This is a genomic window from Enterobacter asburiae (genome assembly GCA_011754535.1).
Lineage (GTDB): Bacteria > Pseudomonadota > Gammaproteobacteria > Enterobacterales > Enterobacteriaceae > Enterobacter > Enterobacter cloacae_N.
The window spans coordinates 1,786,498-1,807,408 of sequence record JAAQVN010000001.1; the positions used below are offsets into that span (position 1 = coordinate 1,786,498).

General features: G+C 60.8%; 25 protein-coding genes. 15 read left to right on the forward strand and 10 right to left on the reverse strand.

Features of this window, described 5'->3' with window-relative positions; all coding sequences use genetic code 11:
* The first annotated feature begins 30 nt into the window (after window positions 1-30).
* The 3 genes from HBM95_08300 to puuE are packed head-to-tail and all read left to right on the forward strand — an operon-like array spanning window position 31 to window position 2,438.
* Entirely contained in the window at window positions 31-747 is a 717-nt protein-coding gene (locus tag HBM95_08300; GenBank protein NIH42928.1) for a GntR family transcriptional regulator, read from the forward strand.
* Entirely contained in the window at window positions 747-1,490 is a 744-nt protein-coding gene (gene hpxA, locus HBM95_08305; GenBank protein ID NIH42929.1) for an allantoin racemase, read from the forward strand. The genes HBM95_08300 and hpxA overlap by 1 nt, the downstream gene beginning before the upstream one ends.
* 15 nt (window positions 1,491-1,505) lie before the next feature.
* Window positions 1,506-2,438, forward strand: coding sequence for an allantoinase PuuE (gene puuE / locus HBM95_08310; protein NIH42930.1), 933 nt, complete (start codon window positions 1,506-1,508; stop codon window positions 2,436-2,438).
* Window positions 2,439-2,507: 69 nt separating this feature from the next.
* Here the strand turns inward: puuE and hpxZ are convergent, their stop codons facing one another.
* The 4 genes from hpxZ to hpxW are packed head-to-tail and all read right to left on the reverse strand — an operon-like array spanning window position 2,508 to window position 6,067.
* Window positions 2,508-2,894: an oxalurate catabolism protein HpxZ gene (hpxZ, locus tag HBM95_08315; protein NIH42931.1), complete on the reverse strand. Its 387-nt coding sequence runs from the start codon at window positions 2,892-2,894 to the stop codon at window positions 2,508-2,510.
* On the reverse strand, window positions 2,891-4,288 hold the full coding sequence (locus tag HBM95_08320) for an AtzE family amidohydrolase (GenBank protein NIH42932.1): 1,398 nt from the start codon (window positions 4,286-4,288) through the stop codon (window positions 2,891-2,893). Before HBM95_08320 ends, hpxZ begins: the two co-directional genes overlap by 4 nt.
* A complete protein-coding gene (hpxX, locus tag HBM95_08325) occupies window positions 4,285-4,473 on the reverse strand; it encodes an oxalurate catabolism protein HpxX (GenBank protein NIH42933.1) in 189 nt (62 codons plus the stop codon). Before hpxX ends, HBM95_08320 begins: the two co-directional genes overlap by 4 nt.
* Before the next feature lie 10 nt (window positions 4,474-4,483).
* Entirely contained in the window at window positions 4,484-6,067 is a 1,584-nt protein-coding gene (hpxW, locus tag HBM95_08330) for an oxamate amidohydrolase (GenBank protein ID NIH42934.1), read from the reverse strand.
* Between the two features lie 142 nt (window positions 6,068-6,209).
* On the opposite strand from hpxW, the gene hpxU reads away from it, so the two are divergent.
* From hpxU to hpxK, 7 genes are all read left to right on the forward strand, one after another.
* A complete protein-coding gene (gene hpxU, locus HBM95_08335; protein NIH42935.1) occupies window positions 6,210-7,049 on the forward strand; it encodes a MurR/RpiR family transcriptional regulator HpxU in 840 nt (279 codons plus the stop codon).
* A gap of 192 nt (window positions 7,050-7,241) precedes the next feature.
* On the forward strand, window positions 7,242-8,024 hold the full coding sequence (locus tag HBM95_08340; GenBank protein ID NIH42936.1) for a transporter substrate-binding domain-containing protein: 783 nt from the start codon (window positions 7,242-7,244) through the stop codon (window positions 8,022-8,024).
* A 4-nt stretch (window positions 8,025-8,028) separates the two neighbouring features.
* Entirely contained in the window at window positions 8,029-8,694 is a 666-nt protein-coding gene (locus HBM95_08345) for an amino acid ABC transporter permease (GenBank protein ID NIH42937.1), read from the forward strand.
* Window positions 8,694-9,350: an amino acid ABC transporter permease gene (locus HBM95_08350; protein ID NIH42938.1), complete on the forward strand. Its 657-nt coding sequence runs from the start codon at window positions 8,694-8,696 to the stop codon at window positions 9,348-9,350. The genes HBM95_08345 and HBM95_08350 overlap by 1 nt, the downstream gene beginning before the upstream one ends.
* On the forward strand, window positions 9,331-10,068 hold the full coding sequence (locus tag HBM95_08355) for an amino acid ABC transporter ATP-binding protein (GenBank protein ID NIH42939.1): 738 nt from the start codon (window positions 9,331-9,333) through the stop codon (window positions 10,066-10,068). Before HBM95_08350 ends, HBM95_08355 begins: the two co-directional genes overlap by 20 nt.
* Window positions 10,069-10,081: 13 nt before the next feature.
* A complete protein-coding gene (locus HBM95_08360; GenBank protein ID NIH42940.1) occupies window positions 10,082-11,323 on the forward strand; it encodes an alanine--glyoxylate aminotransferase family protein in 1,242 nt (413 codons plus the stop codon).
* Entirely contained in the window at window positions 11,320-12,582 is a 1,263-nt protein-coding gene (hpxK, locus tag HBM95_08365) for an allantoate amidohydrolase (protein NIH42941.1), read from the forward strand. Before HBM95_08360 ends, hpxK begins: the two co-directional genes overlap by 4 nt.
* Here hpxK and HBM95_08370 read toward each other — a convergent pair.
* Entirely contained in the window at window positions 12,548-13,549 is a 1,002-nt protein-coding gene (locus HBM95_08370) for a magnesium transporter (GenBank protein NIH42942.1), read from the reverse strand. The two genes, hpxK and HBM95_08370, sit on opposite strands and share 35 nt — an antisense overlap.
* A gap of 389 nt (window positions 13,550-13,938) precedes the next feature.
* Here HBM95_08370 and HBM95_08375 point away from each other — a divergent pair, with 389 nt between their 5' ends.
* Window positions 13,939-14,442 (forward strand): DedA family protein, encoded by a 504-nt coding sequence (locus tag HBM95_08375; GenBank protein ID NIH42943.1) that lies wholly within the window; start codon window positions 13,939-13,941, stop codon window positions 14,440-14,442.
* Window position 14,443: 1 nt separating this feature from the next.
* On the opposite strand, the gene HBM95_08380 is transcribed toward HBM95_08375, so the two are convergent.
* Window positions 14,444-15,193: an SDR family oxidoreductase gene (locus HBM95_08380; protein ID NIH42944.1), complete on the reverse strand. Its 750-nt coding sequence runs from the start codon at window positions 15,191-15,193 to the stop codon at window positions 14,444-14,446.
* 100 nt (window positions 15,194-15,293) lie between these two features.
* Between HBM95_08380 and HBM95_08385 the strand changes: the two genes are divergently transcribed.
* Window positions 15,294-15,653 (forward strand): helix-turn-helix transcriptional regulator, encoded by a 360-nt coding sequence (locus HBM95_08385; protein ID NIH42945.1) that lies wholly within the window; start codon window positions 15,294-15,296, stop codon window positions 15,651-15,653.
* A gap of 1 nt (window position 15,654) precedes the next feature.
* On the opposite strand, the gene HBM95_08390 is transcribed toward HBM95_08385, so the two are convergent.
* Together HBM95_08390 and HBM95_08395 are read right to left on the reverse strand one after the other, a co-directional pair.
* The gene (locus HBM95_08390) at window positions 15,655-16,449 is read right to left on the reverse strand and encodes an SDR family oxidoreductase (GenBank protein NIH42946.1); all 795 of its coding nucleotides are present in this window, start codon (window positions 16,447-16,449) and stop codon (window positions 15,655-15,657) included.
* 124 nt (window positions 16,450-16,573) lie between these two features.
* Window positions 16,574-17,017, reverse strand: coding sequence for a helix-turn-helix transcriptional regulator (locus HBM95_08395; GenBank protein ID NIH42947.1), 444 nt, complete (start codon window positions 17,015-17,017; stop codon window positions 16,574-16,576).
* Between the two features lie 152 nt (window positions 17,018-17,169).
* On the opposite strand from HBM95_08395, the gene agp reads away from it, so the two are divergent.
* The gene (agp, locus tag HBM95_08400) at window positions 17,170-18,411 is read left to right on the forward strand and encodes a bifunctional glucose-1-phosphatase/inositol phosphatase (protein NIH42948.1); all 1,242 of its coding nucleotides are present in this window, start codon (window positions 17,170-17,172) and stop codon (window positions 18,409-18,411) included.
* A 33-nt stretch (window positions 18,412-18,444) separates the two neighbouring features.
* Here the strand turns inward: agp and HBM95_08405 are convergent, their stop codons facing one another.
* Both HBM95_08405 and wrbA read right to left on the reverse strand, forming a co-directional pair.
* The gene (locus HBM95_08405) at window positions 18,445-18,672 is read right to left on the reverse strand and encodes a hypothetical protein (protein NIH42949.1); all 228 of its coding nucleotides are present in this window, start codon (window positions 18,670-18,672) and stop codon (window positions 18,445-18,447) included.
* A 20-nt stretch (window positions 18,673-18,692) separates the two neighbouring features.
* Window positions 18,693-19,289, reverse strand: coding sequence for an NAD(P)H:quinone oxidoreductase (gene wrbA, locus HBM95_08410; GenBank protein ID NIH42950.1), 597 nt, complete (start codon window positions 19,287-19,289; stop codon window positions 18,693-18,695).
* A gap of 390 nt (window positions 19,290-19,679) precedes the next feature.
* Between wrbA and HBM95_08415 the strand changes: the two genes are divergently transcribed.
* Window positions 19,680-19,850, forward strand: a complete 171-nt coding sequence (locus HBM95_08415) for a general stress protein (protein ID NIH42951.1) — start codon at window positions 19,680-19,682, stop codon at window positions 19,848-19,850.
* A gap of 118 nt (window positions 19,851-19,968) precedes the next feature.
* The gene (locus HBM95_08420) at window positions 19,969-20,886 is read left to right on the forward strand and encodes a DMT family transporter (GenBank protein ID NIH42952.1); all 918 of its coding nucleotides are present in this window, start codon (window positions 19,969-19,971) and stop codon (window positions 20,884-20,886) included.
* The last annotated feature ends 25 nt before the right edge of the window (window positions 20,887-20,911 follow it).

Below are 20,911 nucleotides of genomic sequence, written 5' to 3' on the forward strand. Positions count from 1 at the left end.
GATAAAGAAGAGTAAAAGACGGAGTGGTGAATGAATAACGTAAATGCCTTGCAGACCGCGCCAGACCTGCATGACAAAGACGAATCGATCTTTCAGGCGCTGATGACCGCGATTGTCGAACATCAGCTGCTGCCGGGGAGCAAACTGCCGGAAGAGGCGCTGGCCGAGGTGTTTGGCGTAAGCCGCACGGGCATCCGTAAGGTGCTGCAGCGACTCGCCGCTGTGCAAATGGTCACCTTAACGCCCAAGCGTGGTGCACACGTCGCCAGCCCGACGGTGGAAGAGGCGCAGCACATCTTTCGCACCCGCGCCCTGCTGGAGGTCGCCAACCTGCCGGACGTGCTGGCCCACTGTCAGCCGCCGCATCTCGCCGCGCTGGAGGCCATTATTCGCCAGGAGCAGCAGGCGCACGAGGCGTACGACGGGCCGGCGGCGATCCGTCACTCCGCCAATTTCCACATACAGCTGCAGGCCATCTCCGGTAACCAGGTGCTGACGGAGATGGTGACAAGCCTGAGCCAGCGATCCTCGCTGGTGATTGCCGCCTGGGGCGCGCCGTGGCGCCAGGGCTGCCGCTGCAACGACCACGAAAAGCTGGTGGAACTGTTGCGCCAGAAGGCGCTTGAGCCGCTCAGCGATGCCTTAATGCACCATTTTGAACATATCGTCGCCAGCCTCTGCTTCGAGCGGGCGGGCGAGTGCCTGCCTGATTTTGCCCGGCTGTTTGCCGGCCACAAGGAGTCGTAATGTCGTCTGTCTGTATACAAGTGATCAACCCCAACACCAGCCTCGCGATGACGGAAATCATCGGCGCGGCGGCCCGCGCGGTGGCGGCGCCAGGTACGGAGATCCTCGCGGTCTGTCCGGGCGCGGGCGTGCCGTCTATCGAGGGCCACTTTGATGAAGCCATCGCCGCCGTGGGGGTTCTTGAGCAGGTCAGGCTCGGCAGAGAGCAGGGCGTGGACGGTCACGTCATCGCCTGCTTTGGCGATCCGGGCCTGCTGGCGGCGCGTGAGCTGGCGCACGGGCCGGTGGTGGGCATTGCGGAAGCCGCCATGCATATGGCGACGCTGGTGGCGACGCGCTTTTCGGTGGTGACCACGCTGCCGCGCACGCTGATTATTGCCCGTCATCTGCTGCACCAGTATGGCTTTCACGATCGCTGCGCGGCGCTGCACGCTATCGATCTCCCGGTGCTGGCGCTGGAAGACGGCAGCGGTCTGGCGCAGGAGAAGGTGCGCGCGCGCTGTATTCAGGCGCTGAAAGAGGATGGCTGCGGCGCCATCGTGCTCGGCTGCGGCGGCATGGCGACGCTGGCACAGGAGCTGACCCGCGAGCTGCGCGTGCCGGTGATCGACGGCGTCAGCGCGGCGGTGAAGATGGTGGAGTCGCTGGTGGCGCTGGGGCTCTCGACCAGCAAGCACGGGGATCTGGCATTTCCGGAGAAAAAAGCGTTAAGCGGACATTTTCAGGCATTGAATCCATTTTAATTTTTGGGGGTGGCAATGGGACTTTTTGAACAGGATTACCCGCGGGATCTGCGCGGCTACGCGGGCAACCCGCCGCACGCGCGGTGGCCAAATCAGGCGCGCATCGCCGTGCAGTTTGTGCTCAATTATGAGGAAGGGGCGGAAAACCACGTTCTGCATGGCGATGCCGGATCCGAGCAGTTCCTGTCGGACATCATCGGCGCGGCCAGCTACCCGGACAAACACATGTCGATGGACTCCCTCTACGAATACGGCAGCCGCGCCGGGTTCTGGCGGATCCACAGTGAATTTCAAAAGCGTGGCCTGCCGCTGACGGTCTTCGGCGTGGCGATGGCGCTGGCGCGTCACCCGGAGATCGTCGAGGCAATCAGGGCAGCGGATTACGACGTGGTGAGCCACGGCTGGCGCTGGATCCACTATCAGCACATAGATATCCAACAGGAGCGCGAACATCTGCACAAGGCGGTGCACGTGCTGACCGACCTGTTCGGCAAGCCGCCGACGGGCTGGTACACCGGACGCGACAGCCCCAACACGCGCCAGCTGGTGGTGGAGCACGGCGGCTTCGACTACGACAGCGACTACTATGGCGACGACCTGCCCTTCTGGACGGAAGTGGCCTGCGGTGACGGCACCCAAAAACCTCACCTGATCGTGCCGTATACGCTGGATGCTAACGACATGCGCTTCGCGACCGCGCAGGGGTTTAACACCGCCGAGCAGTTTTACACTTATCTGAAGGACAGTTTTGACGTGCTGTACGAAGAGGGGGAAAGCGCGCCGAAGATGATGTCCATCGGCATGCACTGCCGTCTGCTGGGGCGGCCGGGGCGTTTTCGCGCGCTGCAGCGCTTCCTGGATTACGTGCAGCAGCATGAGCAGGTGTGGGTCTGTACCCGCCAGCAGATTGCCGACCACTGGCGGGAGGTGCATCCGTTTCAGAAGTAAATGTGCCGTGTTTAGCCGGGAGGCGGCTGCGCCTTACCCGGCCTACGGAACCATGTATTCCCGGTGGGGTTACACCATCAAACTCACCTGCGCTGCAACAATGCGCCACCCATATGCAAACCGCACCCACGTCTGCTGCTGGCGGCCAATCCGCTCCGTGCCCTCGCGGGTAAACTCGGTGCTGCACACCGCGTAATCCTCCCCGAAGGTGGTGATGACGGTGTGGCGCAACGTCCGCTGCAACCCGGCGGCGGGGCGCGCCGCCCGGAAGGCGCGAATTTCATCAATCCCGTACAGGTTTTCACCCGCCCCCAGACGCACCGTGTTTTTGTCGTGCCAGAACAGCTCGTCCAGCACCGCAATGTTGTTACTCACCAGCGCGTCTTCATAGCGGTAAAACGCGGCGGTCACCTCGGCGACTACCCACGGCAGGTTAATGTCATCGTGATTCATCATGCGGCCACCTCCGCCGGACGCGCGTCGGCGATGCCGCTCTCTTCCAGCACGTGCGCGACGCGCAGGCAGGCCTGCTCGTTAAACGGCGCGGCAATCAGTTGCAGGCCAATAGGCGCACCCTGCGCGGTACGCAGCGGAACGGTGGTCACGGGCAGACCCAAAAATGATATCGGCTGGGTCAGCATGCCCATGCTGGCGCGAATGGGAAGCGGCTGACCATTAATCTCCATGGTTTGTTCGCCAATCCGCGTGGCGCTGCGCGGCGTCGCGGGGGCGATCAGCACGTCGGCCTGGGCAAACAGCGCGTGAAACGCCTGCCGGGCCTGCGCGCGGAACCGCTGGGCCTGAATATACCAGGCGGAGGGGATCATCGCCCCGGCCAGCAGTCGTTCGCGGGAGTGCGGCTCAAAACGCTCGGGCTCGCGGCGAAGCGCGGGCAGATACTGATTTCCGCCCTCGGAGGCGCTGATGATAAACGCCGCCGAGCGCGCCAGTTCGGCGTCCGGTAACTGCAGCTCATCCTGCACGTCCAGCGCCTTCGCCACCCGCGCCACGGCGTCTCTGGCATCCGTGTCGCACCAGGTGGTGAAGTAGCCGCCGAGCACCGCGCAGCGCAGGCCGTCAAGCCCGCGATCGAGCAGGGGGCGCGTCTGCTCGCGCGAGCTCTCTGCCTGAAAACCGTCGCTGCTGTCCCGACCCTGCAGCGCGTCGTACACGGACGCCAGGTCGCACACCCGACGGGCAAAGGGGCCGATATGATCCAGGCTCGCGACAAACGGATGGCTGCCGGAGCGCGACAGGCGGCCAAAGGTGGGCTTCAGGCCGTAGATGCCGCACAGGGAGGCCGGAACGCGAATCGACCCGTTGGTATCGGTGCCGAGCGAAAAGTTCACCAGCCCGGCGGCCACGGCGGCAGCTGAACCGCCGGAGGACCCGCCCGCAATGCGCGTCAGGTCGTGTGGGTTACGCGTCGCGCCGTAGCGGCTGTTCTCGGTGGTAAAGCCGTAGGCGTAGGCGTCCATATTCACCATCCCGGACAGCAGCCCACCCGCGCTGCGCAACTGGCGCACGGCGAAGCTGTCGGCGGCCGCGGCGGGGCGCTGGCTGAACAGCTCTGCCCCCGCGAGGGTGGTGTGTCCGGCAACGTCGAACAGGTTTTTCACCGCGTAGGGCACGCCCGCCAGCGGCGGCAGGGGGCGCTTTTCGCGCCGCAGGGTGTCGATGTTCTCAGCCTCGGCGAGCATGCGTGCTTCCGTCACGGCGGTCCAGGCGTTGATCTGCGGGTTAACGCGCGCAATGGCCTCCAGCGTCTGGCGGGCAATCTCATGGGCGCTCAGCTCGCCCGCGCTCAGCGCCTGCTGAATGTCGCTGATACTCATCTCATGTAGCGTCATGCTTTATACACTCCTGCGATCTCCAGACGGTCGTCGAGCGGCAGCGCCATCAGCGGGGCGGCCATGCTGGCAATGCGGCTGAACTGCACATGCAGCTCGGCGCGGCGGGCATCGTCCAGCTCTACGCCGAGCACAGACTCCATTTGCGCAAGATAGGCCTGCCAGTTGGGTTGTGGTGTCGTCATTTTTTTCTCCTCAGAATCCGGCGGCTGCGCCGTTGCTGCGCGGGTCAAATGCCCCTTCGAATAGCCCGTTGGGATGGCGGACAATCGCGCCCGCGTGGCCCATCGCTTCACTGAAATCAGGGAACATTTCCACCTCATGTCCCCGCGAGCGAAGCCGAGAGACCGCCTCAGCGCTGAAGCGTCCTTCAAGTTTTAACGTGTCAGAAGTTTGTCCCCAGGTGCGCCCCAGCAGCCAGCGTGGGCGGGAGATACTTTCCTGTAAAGGCAGGCCCTGAACCACGTAGCGGGTAAAAAGCGCGGCCTGGGTTTGTGGCTGTCCGTCACCGCCCATCGATCCGTAGACCATCACGCGCCCGTCCTTAAGACGCGCCGCCGCCGGGTTCAGGGTATGGAAAGGCTGCTTGCCCGGCGCGAGTGCCAGAAGATGATTGGGATCGAGGCTGAACGATGCCCCCCGGTTCTGCCAGACGATGCCGGTGTCGGGCAGCACCACGCCGCTGCCGAACTCGTGATAGATACTCTGGATAAACGACACGGCGAGCCCGCTGTTATCCATTACCCCCATCCACACCGTATCGCCGGGGCCTTTTCCGGTGCCCCACGGCGCGGCGCGGCCGTCGTCAACCCTCTCGGCAAGCGCCTGCAGAGCGGCGGGATCCAGCAGACCCTGAATATCGGTTTTCAGCTCGCGCGGGTCGGTGATGTGGGCATCGCGCAGGCCAAAGGCCAGCTTGGTGGCTTCAACGATGCGGTGAATGGTGTCGGCGTCGTCTGCCTCCGCCATGTTCAGGCGGTCGGTGATGCCGAGTATCGCCAGCGAGACCAGCCCCTGCGTCGGCGGGGCGTGGTTAAAGATCTCGCCCTGCTGATGCAGCAGCTTCAGCGGCGCGGTGCGCCGGGCTGCGTGCGCGTTAAGATCGGCCAGCGTCAAGGGCAGGCCCAGCGTCTCCATGCCGTGCGCCAGCACGTCCGCCAGCGGGCCGCGGTAAAAGCTGTCCAGGCCGTCTTCCGCCAGGCGCGTCAGGGTTGAGGCCATGGCGGGCTGATAAAAGCGGCTCCCGACCTGCGGCGGCCTACCGTCCACCAGCCAGGTTTCCGCGAAGCCGGGGACGTCTTTCAGCTCGTCGAATTTGCTGGCCGTGGCATGAGCCTGTGAGGCCGTGACCGGCGTGCCGTTCTGTGCATACTCAATGGCGTCGGCCAGCAGGCGAGCCAGCGGCAGCGACTTGCCGGTCATCTCGCGGGAGACCTTCAGCGCCTCGTCCCAGCCGCTCACCGTGCCGGCGACGGTCAGCGCCGCCTGCGGCCCGCGATGGGGAATGTGCGTGAGCCCCTCGTAGGCGGCGAGCGTTGCCCGCGAACCCGCCGCGCCGCTGGCATCAATGGCGACAGGGTCGCCTTCCGGCGGCACGATAAGCCAGAAGCCATCGCCGCCCAGCCCGTTCATATGCGGGTAAACCACGGCGATGGTGGCCGCCGCGGCGACCATCGCTTCTATCGCGCTGCCGCCTTCGCGCAGCACCGCCAGCGCGCTCTGGCTGGCAAGATGGTGGGGCGCTACGGCCATGCCGTGCGTGGAGACATTACTTTGCATGAGGAGTCCTCGTAACCCTGAAAGTCACAAGGTGCTGCAAAAGCTGTTCCAGTTCTGAAAGAAAAGTTTCAGTAAACTGGCACGTATAATGAAAGGTAGAATGAAAGGCAAAATGTGATGAAACAAAAGTTACAGAGGCGCTATGGAACAACTGGATGAACGTCTGAAAGCACAGTACCCGTCGCTGTCGCCGCAGGAGCAGCGGGTGGCGGACTTTATATTCGACCATTTTGACGACCTGATCAGCTACAACAGCGCCGAGCTGGCGCAGCTGAGCGGGGTGTCGAAAGCCACGGTCAGCCGTCTGTTTAAGCGTCTGGGCTACGAGAAATATAAGGACATGCGCGACGAGCTGCGCACCCTGCGCCAGAGCGGGATGCCGCTCACCGATAACCGCGACGCGGTGCAGGGCAACACGCTGCTTGCGCGCCACTATAAGCAGGAGATGGCGAACCTGACCCAGTGGGTCAATGCCCTCGACGCGCAGCAGTTTGCCGACGGCATGGCCTGCATGGTCAAGGCGCGGCGCATCGTCATTATCGGCATGCGTAACGCCTATCCTGCGGCGCTCCACCTGCGCCAGCAGCTGCTGCAGGCGCGCGGCCAGGTGCTGGTCCTGCCGCAGCCGGGGCAGAGCCTGAGCGAGGAGATGGTGGACTTAACGCCGGACGATCTGGTGGTGATGATGGCCTTTCGCCGCCGCCCGCGCATTATCCGCCCGCTGATGCAGCAGCTTCATAGCAGCGGTATTCCGGTGCTGCTGATGTGCGAGCCGCAGGCGCACAGCCTGTTTCCGCTCGCGAGCTGGCAGCTCTGCGCCCCGCTGGACAGCGTCTCGGCCTATGACAGCTACTCCTCGGTCAACAGCCTGATTAACCTGCTGGCGAATGCCTTCCTGCATGAGATCCTCGATAAAGGGCGCCCGCGCATTCACGAGATTGCCTCCCTCTATCAGCAGCTGGACGAACTCGAACAACGATAATGGGGCATCAGACTGGTGCTTTTGCATTGAAATGGTGCAGGTGACGGGTCGGAGAAACGCACGTTTTTTCGACCCGTCCTTGTTTTATCAGGCTTCACAAGAATATTCCCCGCTTCGCCTTATCTGGCACATTAGTTGCAAAAACACATTCAAAGAATCTTTTGTTTCATGTTAACGTTACGGGGAAGCACCATGAAAAAACTGTTAATTGCACTGGCCGGGGCCGCATGTCTCTTCACACAGCTGCCGGCAAAGGCTGATCAGCTTCAGGATATCGAGAAGCGCGGCACTATCCGCATTGCCGTTCCGCAGGACTTCCCGCCGTTTGGCTCGGTGGGGACCGATCTGCAGCCGCAGGGCTATGACATCGACATGGCGCGCTATCTGGCCAAACAGATGAAGCTCAAGCTGCAGCTGGTGCCGGTGACCAGCGCCAACCGCGTGCCGTACCTGCAAACCGATAAGGTGGATCTGGTTATTTCAAGCCTCGGTAAAAACCCGGAGCGCGAGAAGGTGATCGACTTCAGCCGCGCCTACGCGCCGTTCTTCCTCGGCGTGTTTGGTCCGAAAGGGGCCGAGCTGAAGGACGCCGCCGCGCTGAGCGGAAAAACCATCGGCGTGACGCGCGGGGCGGTGGAGGACATGGTGCTGACCGGCCTGGCGCCGAAAGATGCCAACGTGAAACGCTACGAAGACAACAACACCACGCTCTCCGCCTACCTCTCCGGCCAGGTGCAGTATGTGGCAACAGGTAACCTCGTGGTGGCAGCCATTTCGCGCCAGAACGCGGATAAAGCCCCGGTGCCGAGCTTTATGCTGAAAGACTCGCCGTGCTTTATCGGCCTGAAGAAAAACGAACCGGCCCTGAAGGCAAAAGTGGATGCGCTGATTGAGCAGGGCATCAAGGACGGCACGCTGAACGGCCTGTCTGAGCAATGGCTGAAGGCTCCGCTGCCGGCAAACCTTGGCGCCTGAGCCGATGACGGAGCAACTTGATTTTTCAGCCCTCTGGCCGCACTGGCCGGAGCTGCTGGCGGGATTGTGGGTCACCATTCAGCTGACGGTAATGGCAACCATCGGCGGGCTGGCAATCGGGATTTTCGGCGCGGCGATCCGCAGCGGACGCACCACCTGGTACAGCCGGATCTGGGGCGCGTACGTGGAAATCATCCGCAACACGCCCTTTGTGGTGCAGCTGTTTTTCATCGTCTTCGGTCTGCCGAATCTTGGCCTGAAGATGACGGCGGGGGAAGCGGCGCTATTGGCAATGGTGGTGAACCTGGGCGCGTACAGCACCGAAATTATCCGCGCGGGCATTCAGGTCACGCCGAAAGGGCAGTGGGAGGCCGGGCGCGTGTTGGGGCTGACCCGTCTGCAGACCTTTATTCGCGTGGTGCTGCCGCCCGCGCTGCAGCGCATTTATCCGGCGCTGGTGAGCCAGTGCATCATCGTGATGCTCGGCTCGTCGGTGGTGTCGCAGGTCTCGTATGAAGAGCTGACCTTCGCCGCCAACCTGATCCAGTCCAGAACGTTTCTGAGCTTCGAGGTTTATCTGGTGACAACCGGGATTTACTTAGCGCTGTCGATTACCCTGCGCCAGCTGATGATGGCGGCGGGACGCAAATGGCTGGGGGTGCAGGCATGATGACCACCTTTACCGACTGGGACATTATTCGCAACCTGCTGCTGGCCGGACGCTGGACGGTGCTGCTGTCGCTGGTGGCGTTTGTCGGCGGGGCGGTGGTAACGCTGCCGCTCCTGCTGCTGCGCCTGACGGGCGGACGCACGGTGAAGCGCATCATCCGCGGCTATATTGAGCTGTTTCAGGGCACGCCGCTGCTGATGCAGTTGTTCCTGGCCTTCTTCGGCGTGGCGCTGTTCGGCATCGACGTCTCGCCGTGGACCGCCGCCTCGCTGGCGCTGACGTTTTACACCAGCGCGTTTCTGCTCGATATCTGGTACGGCAGCATTCGCGCGCTGCCGAAGGGGCAGTGGGAAGCCTCGCGCTGTCTGGGGCTGACCTTTGGCCAGACCCTGTTTCGCGTGGTCGCCCCGCAGGCGCTGCGCATCGGCATTGCGCCGACGGTCGGCTTTGCCGTACAGGTGATCAAGGGGACCGCGCTGGCGTCGATTATCGGCTTTATCGAGCTGACCAAGGCCGGGACCATGCTGACCAACGTGACGTATCAGCCGTTTAAGGTCTTTGCGCTGGTGGCGCTCGGCTACTTTATTCTGTGTTATCCGCTGTCGCGCTACAGCCGCTATCTGGAGACGAAATTCAATGCCTCTCATCACCATTAATCAGGTGCAGAAATACTACGGCGATAACCACGTGCTCAAGGGCGTCGATCTGGATATCGACATGGGCCAGGTGATCTCCATTATCGGGCGCAGCGGGTCGGGTAAAAGCACGCTGCTGCGCTGCATCAACGGGCTGGAAGGCTATCAGGACGGCAGCATCAAGCTGGGCGGTATGACCATTACCGACCGGGATTCCCAGGCGCGTGAAATCAGCCGCTCGGTCGGGATGGTGTTCCAGAGCTTCAACCTGTTCCCGCACATGACGGCGCTGGAAAACGTAATGCTCGCCCCGCGTCGGGTGCTGAAGAAAAGCGCCGCCGAATGCCGCGAGCTAGCGCAGCGCATGCTGGAGAAAGTGGGGCTTGGCGATCGTCTGGATTACTACCCGTCGAGCCTCTCCGGTGGCCAGCAGCAGCGCGTGGCGATTGCCCGCGCGCTGGCGATGTCGCCTAAAGTTTTACTCTGTGACGAGATCACCTCAGCGCTCGACCCGGAGCTGGTGGGCGAAGTGCTCAAGGTGCTGGAGCAGCTGGCGGCCGAGGGGATGACCCTGATCCTCGTGACCCATGAAATGAATTTTGCCCGCGAAGTGGGCGACCGCGTGGTGTTTATGCACCAGGGGAAAGTCTGGGAGCAGGGCGACAGCAAAACGCTGTTCGCCAACCCGCAGACCACGGAACTGAAGCAGTTCATCTCCTCCGTGCGCGGCCTCAACTGATAAGGACTGATAAATGGATATCGCACGCTTTCCGCAAATCAACCCGCCCCAGCGTCTGCTGATGGGGCCGGGCCCGATCAACGCCGACCCGCGCGTGCTGCGCGCCATGTCGAGCCAGCTGGTCGGCCAGTACGATCCGGCCATGACCCACTACATGAACGAGGTGATGGCGCTCTATCGCGGGGTGTTCCGCACCGAGAACCGCTGGACGATGCTGGTGGACGGCACCTCCCGCGCGGGGATTGAAGCCATTCTGGTCTCCGCCATCCGCCCGGGAGATAAGGTGCTGGTGCCGGTCTTTGGCCGCTTTGGTCATCTGCTGTGCGAAATTGCCCGCCGCTGCCGCGCGGAGGTGCACACCATTGAGGTGCCGTGGGGCGAGGTGTTCACCCCGGACCAGGTCGAGGATGCGATTAAGCGCATTCGTCCGCGCCTGCTGCTGACCGTGCAGGGCGACACCTCTACCACCATGCTGCAGCCGCTCGCCGAGCTTGGCGCCATCTGCCGCCGCTACGACGTGCTGTTCTACACCGACGCCACCGCGTCGCTCGGCGGCAACGCGCTGGAGACCGACGCCTGGGGGCTGGATGCTGTGTCAGCCGGGATGCAGAAGTGCCTCGGCGGCCCGTCGGGCACGTCGCCGATCACCCTGAGCGCGCGCATGGAGGAGGCGATCCGCCGCCGCAAATGCGTTGAGGAGGGCATTCGCACCGACGCCCACCGCGACGGGGACGAGGAGATGATCTACTCCAACTATTTCGATCTCGGCATGGTAATGGACTACTGGGGGCCGGAACGCCTGAACCACCACACCGAAGCCACTACCGCGCTGTTTGGCGCCCGCGAATGCGCGCGTCTGATTCTTCAGGAAGGGCTGGACAACGGCATCGCTCGCCACAAGCTGCACGGCGATGCGCTGCTGAAAGGCATTCAGGCGATGGGGCTGGAGACCTTCGGCGATCTGAAGCACAAGATGAACAACGTGCTGGGCGTGGTAATCCCGCAGGGCGTCAACGGCGACCAGGTGCGTAAGCTGATGCTGGAGGATTTCGGGATTGAAATCGGCACCTCGTTTGGCCCGCTGCACGGCAAAGTGTGGCGCATCGGCACTATGGGCTATAACGCGCGCAAGGACTGCGTGATGACCACCCTGAGCGCGCTGGAGTCGGTGCTCAATTACCTGAAATTCACCACTACGCAGGGGGCAGCCATGCAGGCCGCGTGGGACCACTATCGCCGCGAGACGCCGCAATGAGCCCGGCGGCAGAACGGGTGATGGCCCGCGCCGACGCGCTGGCCGCCATCAGCGAAACCCCGGATGCGCTGACAAGGGTCTATCTCTCCACGCAGCATCTGCAGGCCAACCAGCTGGTGGGGCAGTGGATGAGCCAGGCGGGAATGACCGTCTGGCAGGACAGCGTGGGCAATATCTGCGGCCGCTATGAGGGCGCGCAGGAAGGGGCGCAGGCGGTACTGCTCGGCTCGCATCTGGATACCGTGCGCAACGCCGGGCGCTACGACGGCATGCTCGGGGTGCTCACCGCCATCGAAGTGGTGGACAGCCTGCACCAGCAGGGTGTGCATCTGGCACAGGCCATCGAGATTGTCGGCTTTTGCGACGAAGAGGGCACCCGCTTCGGCATTACGCTGTTAGGCAGCCGGGGACTGACGGGCACCTGGCCGCAGGGCTGGCTGGAAAAAGCCGACGCCAGCGGCATCAACGTGGCGCAGGCGATGACCCAGGTGGGGCTCGATCCCGCCCGCGTGTCGAATGCCGCGCGCCGTCAGGAGGATTTCAGCGCCTATCTGGAGCTGCATATTGAGCAGGGGCCGTGTCTTGAGCAGGAGGCGCTCGCGCTTGGCGTGGTGGAAGCCATTAACGGCGCGCGTCGTCTGAACTGCCGCTTCACCGGCGAGGCCGGGCACGCGGGAACCGTGCCGATGCATCACCGCAGGGACGCGCTGGCCGCCGCCGCCGAGTGGATGGTTATCATTGAAAACGCTACCCGACAGCAGGGCGGCAACCTGGTGGCGACGGTCGGGGAATTGCGCTGCCTGCCGGGGGCGGTGAACGTGATCCCCGGCGAGGTTGAGCTCTCGCTGGATATTCGCGGCCCGCAGGATGTGCCGCTGGATCGGTTGCTTGACGACCTGCTGGAACATGCCCAGGCGATCGCATCGCGCCGCGGGCTGGCGTTTAGCGCCGAGGAGTTTTACCGCATTGCCGCCACGCCGTGCGATCGCCACCTGCAGAGCGTGCTGGGGGAGGCCGTAAAATCGGTACAGGAGCGGTCGCTCTCGCTGCCAAGCGGTGCGGGCCACGATGCGATTGCTATCGCGGAACGCTGGCCGGTAGGCATGCTCTTCGTGCGCTGCAGTGGAGGCGTCAGCCACCATCCGGCGGAATCGGTGATGGCTGAGGATGTCGCGCTGGCGATTGAGGCGTTTTCGCGCGCGGTGATTCAGCTGGCGGACCGCGTTACTCCAGCCCCAGCGTATATTGCGCGATCTTGAAGTAGATAATCAGCCCGGTACCGTCGATAAGCGTCGCGATAAACGGCGCGGAGACGACCGCCGGGTCAATGCCGCAGCGCTTGAGCACCATTGGAATGACGGACGACACGATCGCGCTCCAGAGCGTAATGCACACCAGCGTCAGGCTGACGATAAGCGTAATTTCCAGCCCAATCCCCATCATCCAGGCGCGGATACACCCGGCGATACCGAGCGTCACGGCAATCATTAGCGAGGTGGTCATCTCTTTGCGCAGCACGCGGCCCACGTCGCGCAGACGCACTTCACCCAGCGCCATGGCGCGCACCAGCGTGGAGGTGATCTGCGTTCCGCTGTTGCCGCCCGTGCCGATCAGCAGCGGAATAAAGAACGCCAGCGCGATGGCGGACTCCAGCGCTTCTTCAAAGTGCTGGATCACCGAGCTGGTGTAGGCTTCCGCGACAAACAGCAGCAGCAGCCAGACGGAGCGTTTCTTCCACAGGCTGAAGGCGCTGGTTTCCAGATAGGGCTTCTCCAGCGGCAGCGTCGCCCCCTGAAGCTGAGCATCTTCGGTGACGTCGTCTTCCAGCAGGTGGGCGATTTCGCGCTCGGTCAGGCAGCCGACGAGCTTGCCGTGGGTGACCACGGGCACGACGTCCGCCTCGCCGTGGGCCAGCAGCCCGGCAACATCGGCACGTTCATCCTCCGGTTTAACCTGCAAAAACTGCGAAATCATCAGGCTTTTAATTGGCTGCACGGTATCCGTGACCTGCAATAATTTGCGCACGGCAATCATGCCCGCCAGGCGTCCATGGTCTTCAATAAAAATATGCGACGGAATATCATCGTCTTTTAATTTTTCGAAGAATTGCTCGCGCGCCAGCGCGACGCATAATGAAATGTCGAGGACGATAAAATCGGTATTCATATATTGCGCGACCGCGCTGTCATTGAATGCCAGGTTCTGGTTGTGAATAGCGTAAGACATAGTGAATTCCCTTTGAATAATAACATCTCTCAGGGGCGAGCAAGACAGGGCATGTCGAAGAGGAGATCCCCACGTCCTGGGTTCAGCACTGTACACCGTATCCCGCAAGGGAAGTTATACTGACAAAGCCTTGATTCGACAGTGCCTGTTTTACCCTGTGCCGGTTCTCTCGAACCCACCAGAGCGATAACGTGTATTTGTACAGGAGCCTCGCCATAACGAGATCGTTGTAAAACGAGAGAAATAATACGCTTATTTGATATTACCGCTCGGGAAATTAAATAATGTTTAAGAACGGTTTAGGAGAATCTTATTAATAAAGCGTTGACGGTTTATTTAAGGTAATTCTTTTCTAATGGAGGATTATATAATCAACGGAGGAGAGGAAAATGGCGTGGTTTGATAATCTGCTGAATCATTTTGCGCTGTATCCGGCACATCTGTTCGCGCTGTTATTCGTGATGGCGCTGAGCAAGTCGACGGTGCTGGTCTCCTCCGTGTTGCCGCCCGCCTCGGTGATGCTGCTGGCGGGCATAACCGTCAGCCACGGGAGCATGCATCCTGCGCTGGCGTGGCTCGCCGTGGTGCTGGGGGCAACGGCGGGGTCGGTGCTGAATTACCATATCGGCCAGCTGATGGGGCACACCCGGCTGGTCACGCGTTTCACCTCAAAGCATGCCGATAAGTTCTTGCGGGTACAGCATCAGCTGCAAAAGAACGGCGTTGTTGTGCTGTTTACGTCGCGCTTTCTGGCGGTGTTGCGTTATATCGTGCCGCTGGCGGCGGGGATGCTCAGGCTGAACGCCGTCAAGGTCTACGCCGTCAGCCTGCTTTCCGCCAGCGCGTGGGCGGCGCTGTATGTCGGCGCGGTCACCGGCATCAGCGCCTTTTGAGTTACAGACTTCCCATACCGCCGTCCACCAGCAGCTCCGTCCCTACCGTGTAGCTCGACTCGTCTGACGCCAGATAGAGCGCGGCTTTTGCCAGCTCCGTCGTCGAGCCCATTCTGCCGAGCGGCACCAGCTTGATGATGTCCGCCATCATCGCGCTAAGCGTCTCTTCGCTTAAGCCTGTCTTCGTAAACGCCGGGGTTTCCACCGGGCCGGGGCTCAGGCCGTTGACGCGGATCCCGCGCGGCAGCAGCTCCGCCGACAGGGTGCGCGCCAGCGACAGCAGGGCGGCCTTGCTCGCGGCATACACGCTGCTGGTGGGCAGGCCGATGCGCGTGCTCACGGAGCCGCAGAGGATCACCGACGACGGATTATTCAGCAGCGGCAGCAGCGCCTGAATTAAAAAGAACGGTCCCTTCAGGTTGATGCCCATCAGGCGGTCCCAGGCTTCTTCCTGCCACGCTTCCAGCGGCGCGTGCGTCACGTCGCCTGCGTTGAGAAACACCGCGTCCAGGCGCGGCCAGCGGGCGGCGAGGGTTTCCGCCAGCGCGCGTTGCGCTGTGATATCTCCCGCATCGGTCGGGATCACCCAGGCCTTATCGCCCAGAATACGTTCTGCTTCGGCAAGGGTGGCCGGGTTGCGTCCGGTCACGGCGACGTGCGCCCCTTCGGCGATAAACGCCTGCGCGGTGGCAAGACCAATGCCGCTGGTGCCGCCGGTAATCAGCGTATATTTATCTGTTAAACGACCCATGTTCTTCTCCTGAAAAGTCACTGGAGAAAGCACTATAGAAACGTTAGTATCGAAAGGAAACCAGGTACCAAATGGATACTAAAGAGGCAAGAGGTGTGCTATGGCGGAAATGCTGACTGAGTGCTGTGAAAAAAAATCTGAGGTTTATACCTGCCCGATGACGCAGTTTGTCAACCTGATTTCCGGCAAGTGGGCAATCCCGATCCTCTATCGCCTGATTGTGATCAACGCGCCCGTCCGCTTCGGCGATCTGCTGCGGGCGGCTGCCCCCATCACCCAGAAAGAGCTGACGAAGCAGCTGCGCCTGTTTGAACAGCGCGGGCTGGTGACGCGGACGGTCTACCCGGAGATCCCGCCGCGCGTGGAGTATCAGATAACCGGGCTGGGGTTAACCCTTCAGGACGCACTCTCCCCGCTGGCCGCCTGGATGAGCGAGTACGGCGACCAGCTGGAGCGTTAAGCTACTGCCTCACGTAGCGCGGTGCCGGAATACCTGTGCGCGCGCTGTTAAACAGCTCAAGGCGTGCCGCTTCGTAGCGATCCCACAGGCCTGCGTCATGCATCGGCGGAATAGTGATCGCTTCGCCCTGATCCAGACCCACCAGCGACGCATCGACCATATCGTCGGTGGTCATCACCGACCCTTCCGGCAAATCGTTCACCGTAACCCCTGAATGGCTCCAGATCTCCGTCGCCGTGGCGGCGGGCAGCACCGCCTGAATGCGCACGCTGCTGTCGGCAAATTCTTCCTGCAGCCCACGGGTAAAGCTCAGCACCCAGGCTTTGGTGGCGCTGTAGAGCGCGCTGCCCGCACGGACATGCAGCGATAGCACAGAGGCGATATTGATCAGCGTCCCGCGATTGTTCTGCGCCAGACGGGGCAGGATGGCGTAGGTCAGACGCATCAGCGCCGTGGTGTTGAGGGTATTGATGGCCTGGTGCTGCGCCACATCGCCCGCGAGGAACGGCGCCATCTGTGCGGTGCCCGCGTTGTTTACCAGCGTATCGATGGCGGTATTGCTGCGTAGCTCCTCTTCCACGGCGCGGATCCCGGCTTCATCGGTGAGATCGGCCACCAGAATGTCGACGGCCACGCCATAGCGCGCGCGCAGGTCGGCAGCGAGGGTTTTCAGGCGTTCCTCGCGGCGGGCAACCAGCACCAGGTTGGCACCGCGCGCGGCAAGACGATCGGCATAAACGGCACCGATCCCGGAAGAGGCACCCGTAATCAGGGCGGTAGTGATTTGCGTAGTCATCGTGTGTTACCTCAAAGCAAAGTGGATTATTTGGTTTCAATATGAAACTGAATTAACTCTCCGCTATTTGGTTTTATAATGCAACCATTTTGCTGGGCATTTTGTGCTTTGCCGTCGGGAACGATCAGGAGGGGAGTTTAGCCACGATCTCTTCAGGTGTCAGTTCGCGCCCGTCGTCGGCGATAAGCTTCAGTTTACGCAGCGGTTTGCGCTGTTCGCTATCGACCAGCACGGTGCCGCATTCGTTTTCCGCAAACAAAAATTCATTGCCCCACTGGGAGAGGGCGACCAGCACCGTTTGCAGGGCGCGCCCTTTATCGGTCAGGACATACTCCTGCCAGGCGCTGCCATCGGAGGCGGGCTGCAGTTGGAGTATCCCTTCGTCGACCAGCAGTTTTAGCCGCGTGGTCAGCATGTTTTTCGCGATACCGAGGCTTTTCTGGAACTCGCCGAAGCGTTTAATCCCGCGCAGCGCGTCGCGTACAATCAGCAGCGACCACCAGTCGCCGATGATATCCAGCGAACGGGCGACGGGGCAGGTGCTCTCTTCAAGGCGGGTACGTTTCACGGTCAATTCTCCGGTGGTGTGTGGTTTTATTATAAAACTTATTGGTACCCACCGTAAGCACGTTAATTATCAGTTTGAGAAATGCTTCCCGAAAAAACTGTCACGAATCTGTCACACTCACTGGAACATTAAAAAAGCGTGAGGAACGAGGGATGAGAAAAGCACTACTCGCAGTTGCCGTGGCAGTTACCCTTTCAATGACCTTTGGCGCACAGGCGCAGGAGACGCCGGAAGGCTATCAACTGGAGCAGGTGTTAATCATGAGCCGTCACAACCTGCGTGCGCCGCTCGCCAATAACGGCAGTGTGCTGGAGCAGTCCACGCCGAAGCAGTGGCCGGAGTGGGAAGTGCCGGGCGGTCAGCTCACTACCAAGGGTGGCGTGCTGGAAGTCTATATGGGCCATTACATGCGCGAGTGGCTGGCGCAGCAGGGGATGGTGAAGACGGGAGAGTGCCCGCCAGCAGATAGCGTGTATGCTTACGCCAACAGCCTGCAGCGTACCGTCGCGACCGCGCAGTTCTTCATTACCGGTGCGTTCCCGGGCTGCGACGTTCCCGTACATCATCAGGAAAAAATGGGCACCATGGACCCGACCTTTAATCCGGTGATTACCGACAACTCGCCGGAATTCCGCGAAAAAGCGCTGAAGGCGATGGAGACCGAGCGGCAGAAAATGCAGCTTGGTGAAAGCTATAAGCTGCTGGAGCAGATGACGAACTACGCGGATTCCCCGTCCTGCAAGGAGAAAAAGGTCTGCTCGCTGGCAGACGCGAAAGATGCCTTCAGCGCCGACTATGAAAAAGAGCCTGGCGTGTCCGGGCCGCTGAAGGTGGGTAACTCGCTGGTGGACGCGTTCACGCTGCAGTATTACGAAGGCTTCCCGGCCGACCAGGTGGCCTGGGGCGAAATCAAAACCGACCAGCAGTGGCGCGTGCTGTCGAAGCTGAAGAACGGTTATCAGGACTCGCTGTTTACCTCGACCGAGGTGGCGCAAAACGTGGCGAAGCCGCTGGTGAAATATATCGATAAAACCCTGGTCACCGAACAGGCAAAAGCGCCGAAAATCACCCTGCTGGTGGGGCACGATTCGAACATCGCTTCACTGCTCACCGCGCTGGATTTCAAGCCGTATCAGCTGCACGACCAGCAGGAGCGTACCCCGATTGGTGGCAAAATTGTCTTCCAGCGCTGGCATGACAAAAACAGCAATCAGGAGCTGATGAAAATTGAGTATGTCTATCAGAGCTCGGAGCAGCTGCGAAACGCCAGCGTGCTCTCGCTGCAGTCGCCCGCGCAGCGCGTGACGCTGGAGCTGAAGGGCTGCCCGGTGGATGCGAACGGCTTCTGTCCTGTCGATAAATTCAATGCGGTGATGAATAACGCGGCGAAGTAAAGGAGAACCCCCCGCTGCGGCGGGGGGAAACGCTTAAACGTTTTTACGTTCGATGGTTTGCTCGCCCCAGAAGAGCGAGTCTTTGTCCGTTTTTTCGAAGGCGCGCACCAGCACTTCGTCGCTGCCTTCTTCCCAAATCTGCTCCGCCAGCTTTTCATCGTACTTCGCGACTTCAAAGATAGCTTCGGCAATCTCCGGAGAGGTATTGCGTAAACTTGCCCATTCGCCCACGCGGTGAGCTTTGGATTCTTGAGTTGGCATGCTTGTCCTCCTGTTGGGTATTAGCCGTTGAGTTTTTTGGCGAGACCCGCGACGTATTCACCCTGATAGCGGGCGATAGAGAGTTCTTCATTGCTTGGCTGACGTGAGCCATCCCCACCGGCAATGGTGGTTGCGCCGTACGGCGTGCCGCCGCGCACCTGGGAAACGTCAAACAGCTCCTGCGCGCCGTAGCCAATCGGCACGATTACCATCCCGTGATGGGCAAGGGTAGTCCAGGTTGAGGTAATCGTCTGCTCCTGGCCGCCGCCGGTGCCGGTAGAGCTGAATACGCTGGCGAGTTTGCCGTAGAGCGCCCCGGACGCCCAAAGCCCGCCGGTTTGATCGAGGAAGGTTCGCATCTGGCCTGACATATTGCCGAAGCGGGTCGGGGTGCCGAAGATAATCGCATCATACTCCGCCAGCTCCTGCGGAGTGGCGACCGGGGCGTTTTGTGTTTTTCCCCCGGCTTTGGCGAAGGCTTCCGCCTGCATGGTTTCCGGTACGCGCTTTACCACAACCTCAACGCCGTCCACCCTGTTTGCGCCTTCTGCTACCGCGTGAGCCATGGTTTCAATGTGTCCATACATGGAATAATAGAGCACCAGAACTTTTGCCATTTTGCATCACTCCTCGTTGGTTTTTCTGACAGCGGATCGCTGCGTTCTTTTAAAGATATGTCATCACGGCCAGACTGCAAAAATGAACGGCATTTCTTTGATTTATAACAATATGGTGGGTAAACAGGTTTGTAGCAAAATGAAACAACTTTCTCGCCGCCGTTTTTTGAAATGATAAGAAAGGTTTATGAGTCTCCGTCGCGTCAACTCACCCGAAAGACTGAGATCATGTTGCAGGATATTACCTGTGACTTGCCGGATAGCCTCAGTCCACTAAGCTTAGTTTCACGCGGCACAGATAAAGGCGCTGTCCTTGAGCCGCGAGGTGAAAGAATCCTCTTTTACTGAATGCAATATGATGTCTAATGTTTCACACTCTGGAGGTTAGAGATGGCAAACCATCGTGGTGGTTCAGGTAATTTCGCTGAAGACCGTGAAAGAGCATCAGAAGCAGGTCGTAAAGGTGGCCAGCACAGCGGGGGGAACTTCAAAAATGACCCTCAGCGCGCATCAGAGGCTGGTAAAAAAGGGGGGAAAAACAGCCACGGCAGCAGTAAGTAACACGCCGGGTTGACTCCCTGCCGCCGGGTTTCCCCCGGCGGTTTTTTTATTTCTGCAACATTGAACTGTAACCAAAGGCGACGCACACTAGAGAATTGATCTCACTTGCTGGTGCCGCATGTCCGTCTCACGCTTTAAATTTTCCGTAAAACCGCAGGAAGCTATCCTCATTCTCATCACCATGTTCTGGGGCGGGACCTTTCTGGCCGTCCAGTACGCGGTGACCCTCAGCGATCCCTTCTTTTTCGTTGGCCTGCGCTTCGCGACGGCGGCGATAGCCGTGGGGCTGATATCCCTTAAAACGCTGCGGGGCCTGACGCTGAAAGAGCTCAAGGCGGGCGTGGCGATTGGGGTGGCAATAGCGATGGGCTACAGCCTGCAGACGTGGGGTTTGCAGACCATCTCCAGCAGCAAATCCGCGTTTATCACAGCGATGTATGTGCCGCTGGTGCCGCTTTTGCAGTGGCTCTGTCTCGGCAGAATTCCGGGCCTGATGTCCTGTATTGGCATCGTGCTGGCGTTTATCGGCCTGATCCTGCTGGCCGGGCCGGAAAATAACCTGCTGGCGCTGGGGCCGGGCGAAATCATCACCCTGATTGGGGCGATTGCCATTGCGGCGGAAATTATTCTGATTAGCGCCTGGGCGGGCAAGGTAGACGTCAAACGGGTGACGGTGGTGCAGCTCGCCACCGCGTCGCTGGTGGCGTTTGCGACGATGGTGCCGGCAGGGGAGTCCGTACCGCCGATGTCCACCGGGCTGGTGGTGGTCGCGCTTGGGTTGGGTATTTTTAGCGCCATTATTCAGGTCACCATGAACTGGGCGCAGCGCAGCGTATCGCCAACCCGCGCGACGGTGATTTATACCGGTGAACCGGTCTGGGCGGGGATTTTCGGACGCATTGCCGGTGAGCGTTTACCGCTGCTCGCGCTGGTGGGCGCGGCATTTATTGTCGCCGGGGTGCTGGTGAGCGAGTTAAAGCTCAGAAAGCGTCGGAGTGAGGTCAGGGATTTGACGGCAAAAGAAGGTTTAGATTGAAAAAAAGAACGAGCTTATCTACGAT

Coding starts and splice junctions, on each gene's coding strand:
- HBM95_08300 (NIH42928.1), top strand. CDS start 31: ATGAATAACGTAAATGCCTTGCAGACCGCGCCAGACCTGCATGACAAA.
- hpxA (NIH42929.1), top strand. CDS start 747: ATGTCGTCTGTCTGTATACAAGTGATCAACCCCAACACCAGCCTCGCG.
- puuE (NIH42930.1), top strand. CDS start 1,506: ATGGGACTTTTTGAACAGGATTACCCGCGGGATCTGCGCGGCTACGCG.
- hpxZ (NIH42931.1), bottom strand. CDS start 2,894: ATGATGAATCACGATGACATTAACCTGCCGTGGGTAGTCGCCGAGGTG.
- HBM95_08320 (NIH42932.1), bottom strand. CDS start 4,288: ATGACGCTACATGAGATGAGTATCAGCGACATTCAGCAGGCGCTGAGC.
- hpxX (NIH42933.1), bottom strand. CDS start 4,473: ATGACGACACCACAACCCAACTGGCAGGCCTATCTTGCGCAAATGGAG.
- hpxW (NIH42934.1), bottom strand. CDS start 6,067: ATGCAAAGTAATGTCTCCACGCACGGCATGGCCGTAGCGCCCCACCAT.
- hpxU (NIH42935.1), top strand. CDS start 6,210: ATGGAACAACTGGATGAACGTCTGAAAGCACAGTACCCGTCGCTGTCG.
- HBM95_08340 (NIH42936.1), top strand. CDS start 7,242: ATGAAAAAACTGTTAATTGCACTGGCCGGGGCCGCATGTCTCTTCACA.
- HBM95_08345 (NIH42937.1), top strand. CDS start 8,029: ATGACGGAGCAACTTGATTTTTCAGCCCTCTGGCCGCACTGGCCGGAG.
- HBM95_08350 (NIH42938.1), top strand. CDS start 8,694: ATGACCACCTTTACCGACTGGGACATTATTCGCAACCTGCTGCTGGCC.
- HBM95_08355 (NIH42939.1), top strand. CDS start 9,331: ATGCCTCTCATCACCATTAATCAGGTGCAGAAATACTACGGCGATAAC.
- HBM95_08360 (NIH42940.1), top strand. CDS start 10,082: ATGGATATCGCACGCTTTCCGCAAATCAACCCGCCCCAGCGTCTGCTG.
- hpxK (NIH42941.1), top strand. CDS start 11,320: ATGAGCCCGGCGGCAGAACGGGTGATGGCCCGCGCCGACGCGCTGGCC.
- HBM95_08370 (NIH42942.1), bottom strand. CDS start 13,549: ATGTCTTACGCTATTCACAACCAGAACCTGGCATTCAATGACAGCGCG.
- HBM95_08375 (NIH42943.1), top strand. CDS start 13,939: ATGGCGTGGTTTGATAATCTGCTGAATCATTTTGCGCTGTATCCGGCA.
- HBM95_08380 (NIH42944.1), bottom strand. CDS start 15,193: ATGGGTCGTTTAACAGATAAATATACGCTGATTACCGGCGGCACCAGC.
- HBM95_08385 (NIH42945.1), top strand. CDS start 15,294: ATGGCGGAAATGCTGACTGAGTGCTGTGAAAAAAAATCTGAGGTTTAT.
- HBM95_08390 (NIH42946.1), bottom strand. CDS start 16,449: ATGACTACGCAAATCACTACCGCCCTGATTACGGGTGCCTCTTCCGGG.
- agp (NIH42948.1), top strand. CDS start 17,170: ATGAGAAAAGCACTACTCGCAGTTGCCGTGGCAGTTACCCTTTCAATG.
- HBM95_08405 (NIH42949.1), bottom strand. CDS start 18,672: ATGCCAACTCAAGAATCCAAAGCTCACCGCGTGGGCGAATGGGCAAGT.
- wrbA (NIH42950.1), bottom strand. CDS start 19,289: ATGGCAAAAGTTCTGGTGCTCTATTATTCCATGTATGGACACATTGAA.
- HBM95_08415 (NIH42951.1), top strand. CDS start 19,680: ATGGCAAACCATCGTGGTGGTTCAGGTAATTTCGCTGAAGACCGTGAA.
- HBM95_08420 (NIH42952.1), top strand. CDS start 19,969: ATGTCCGTCTCACGCTTTAAATTTTCCGTAAAACCGCAGGAAGCTATC.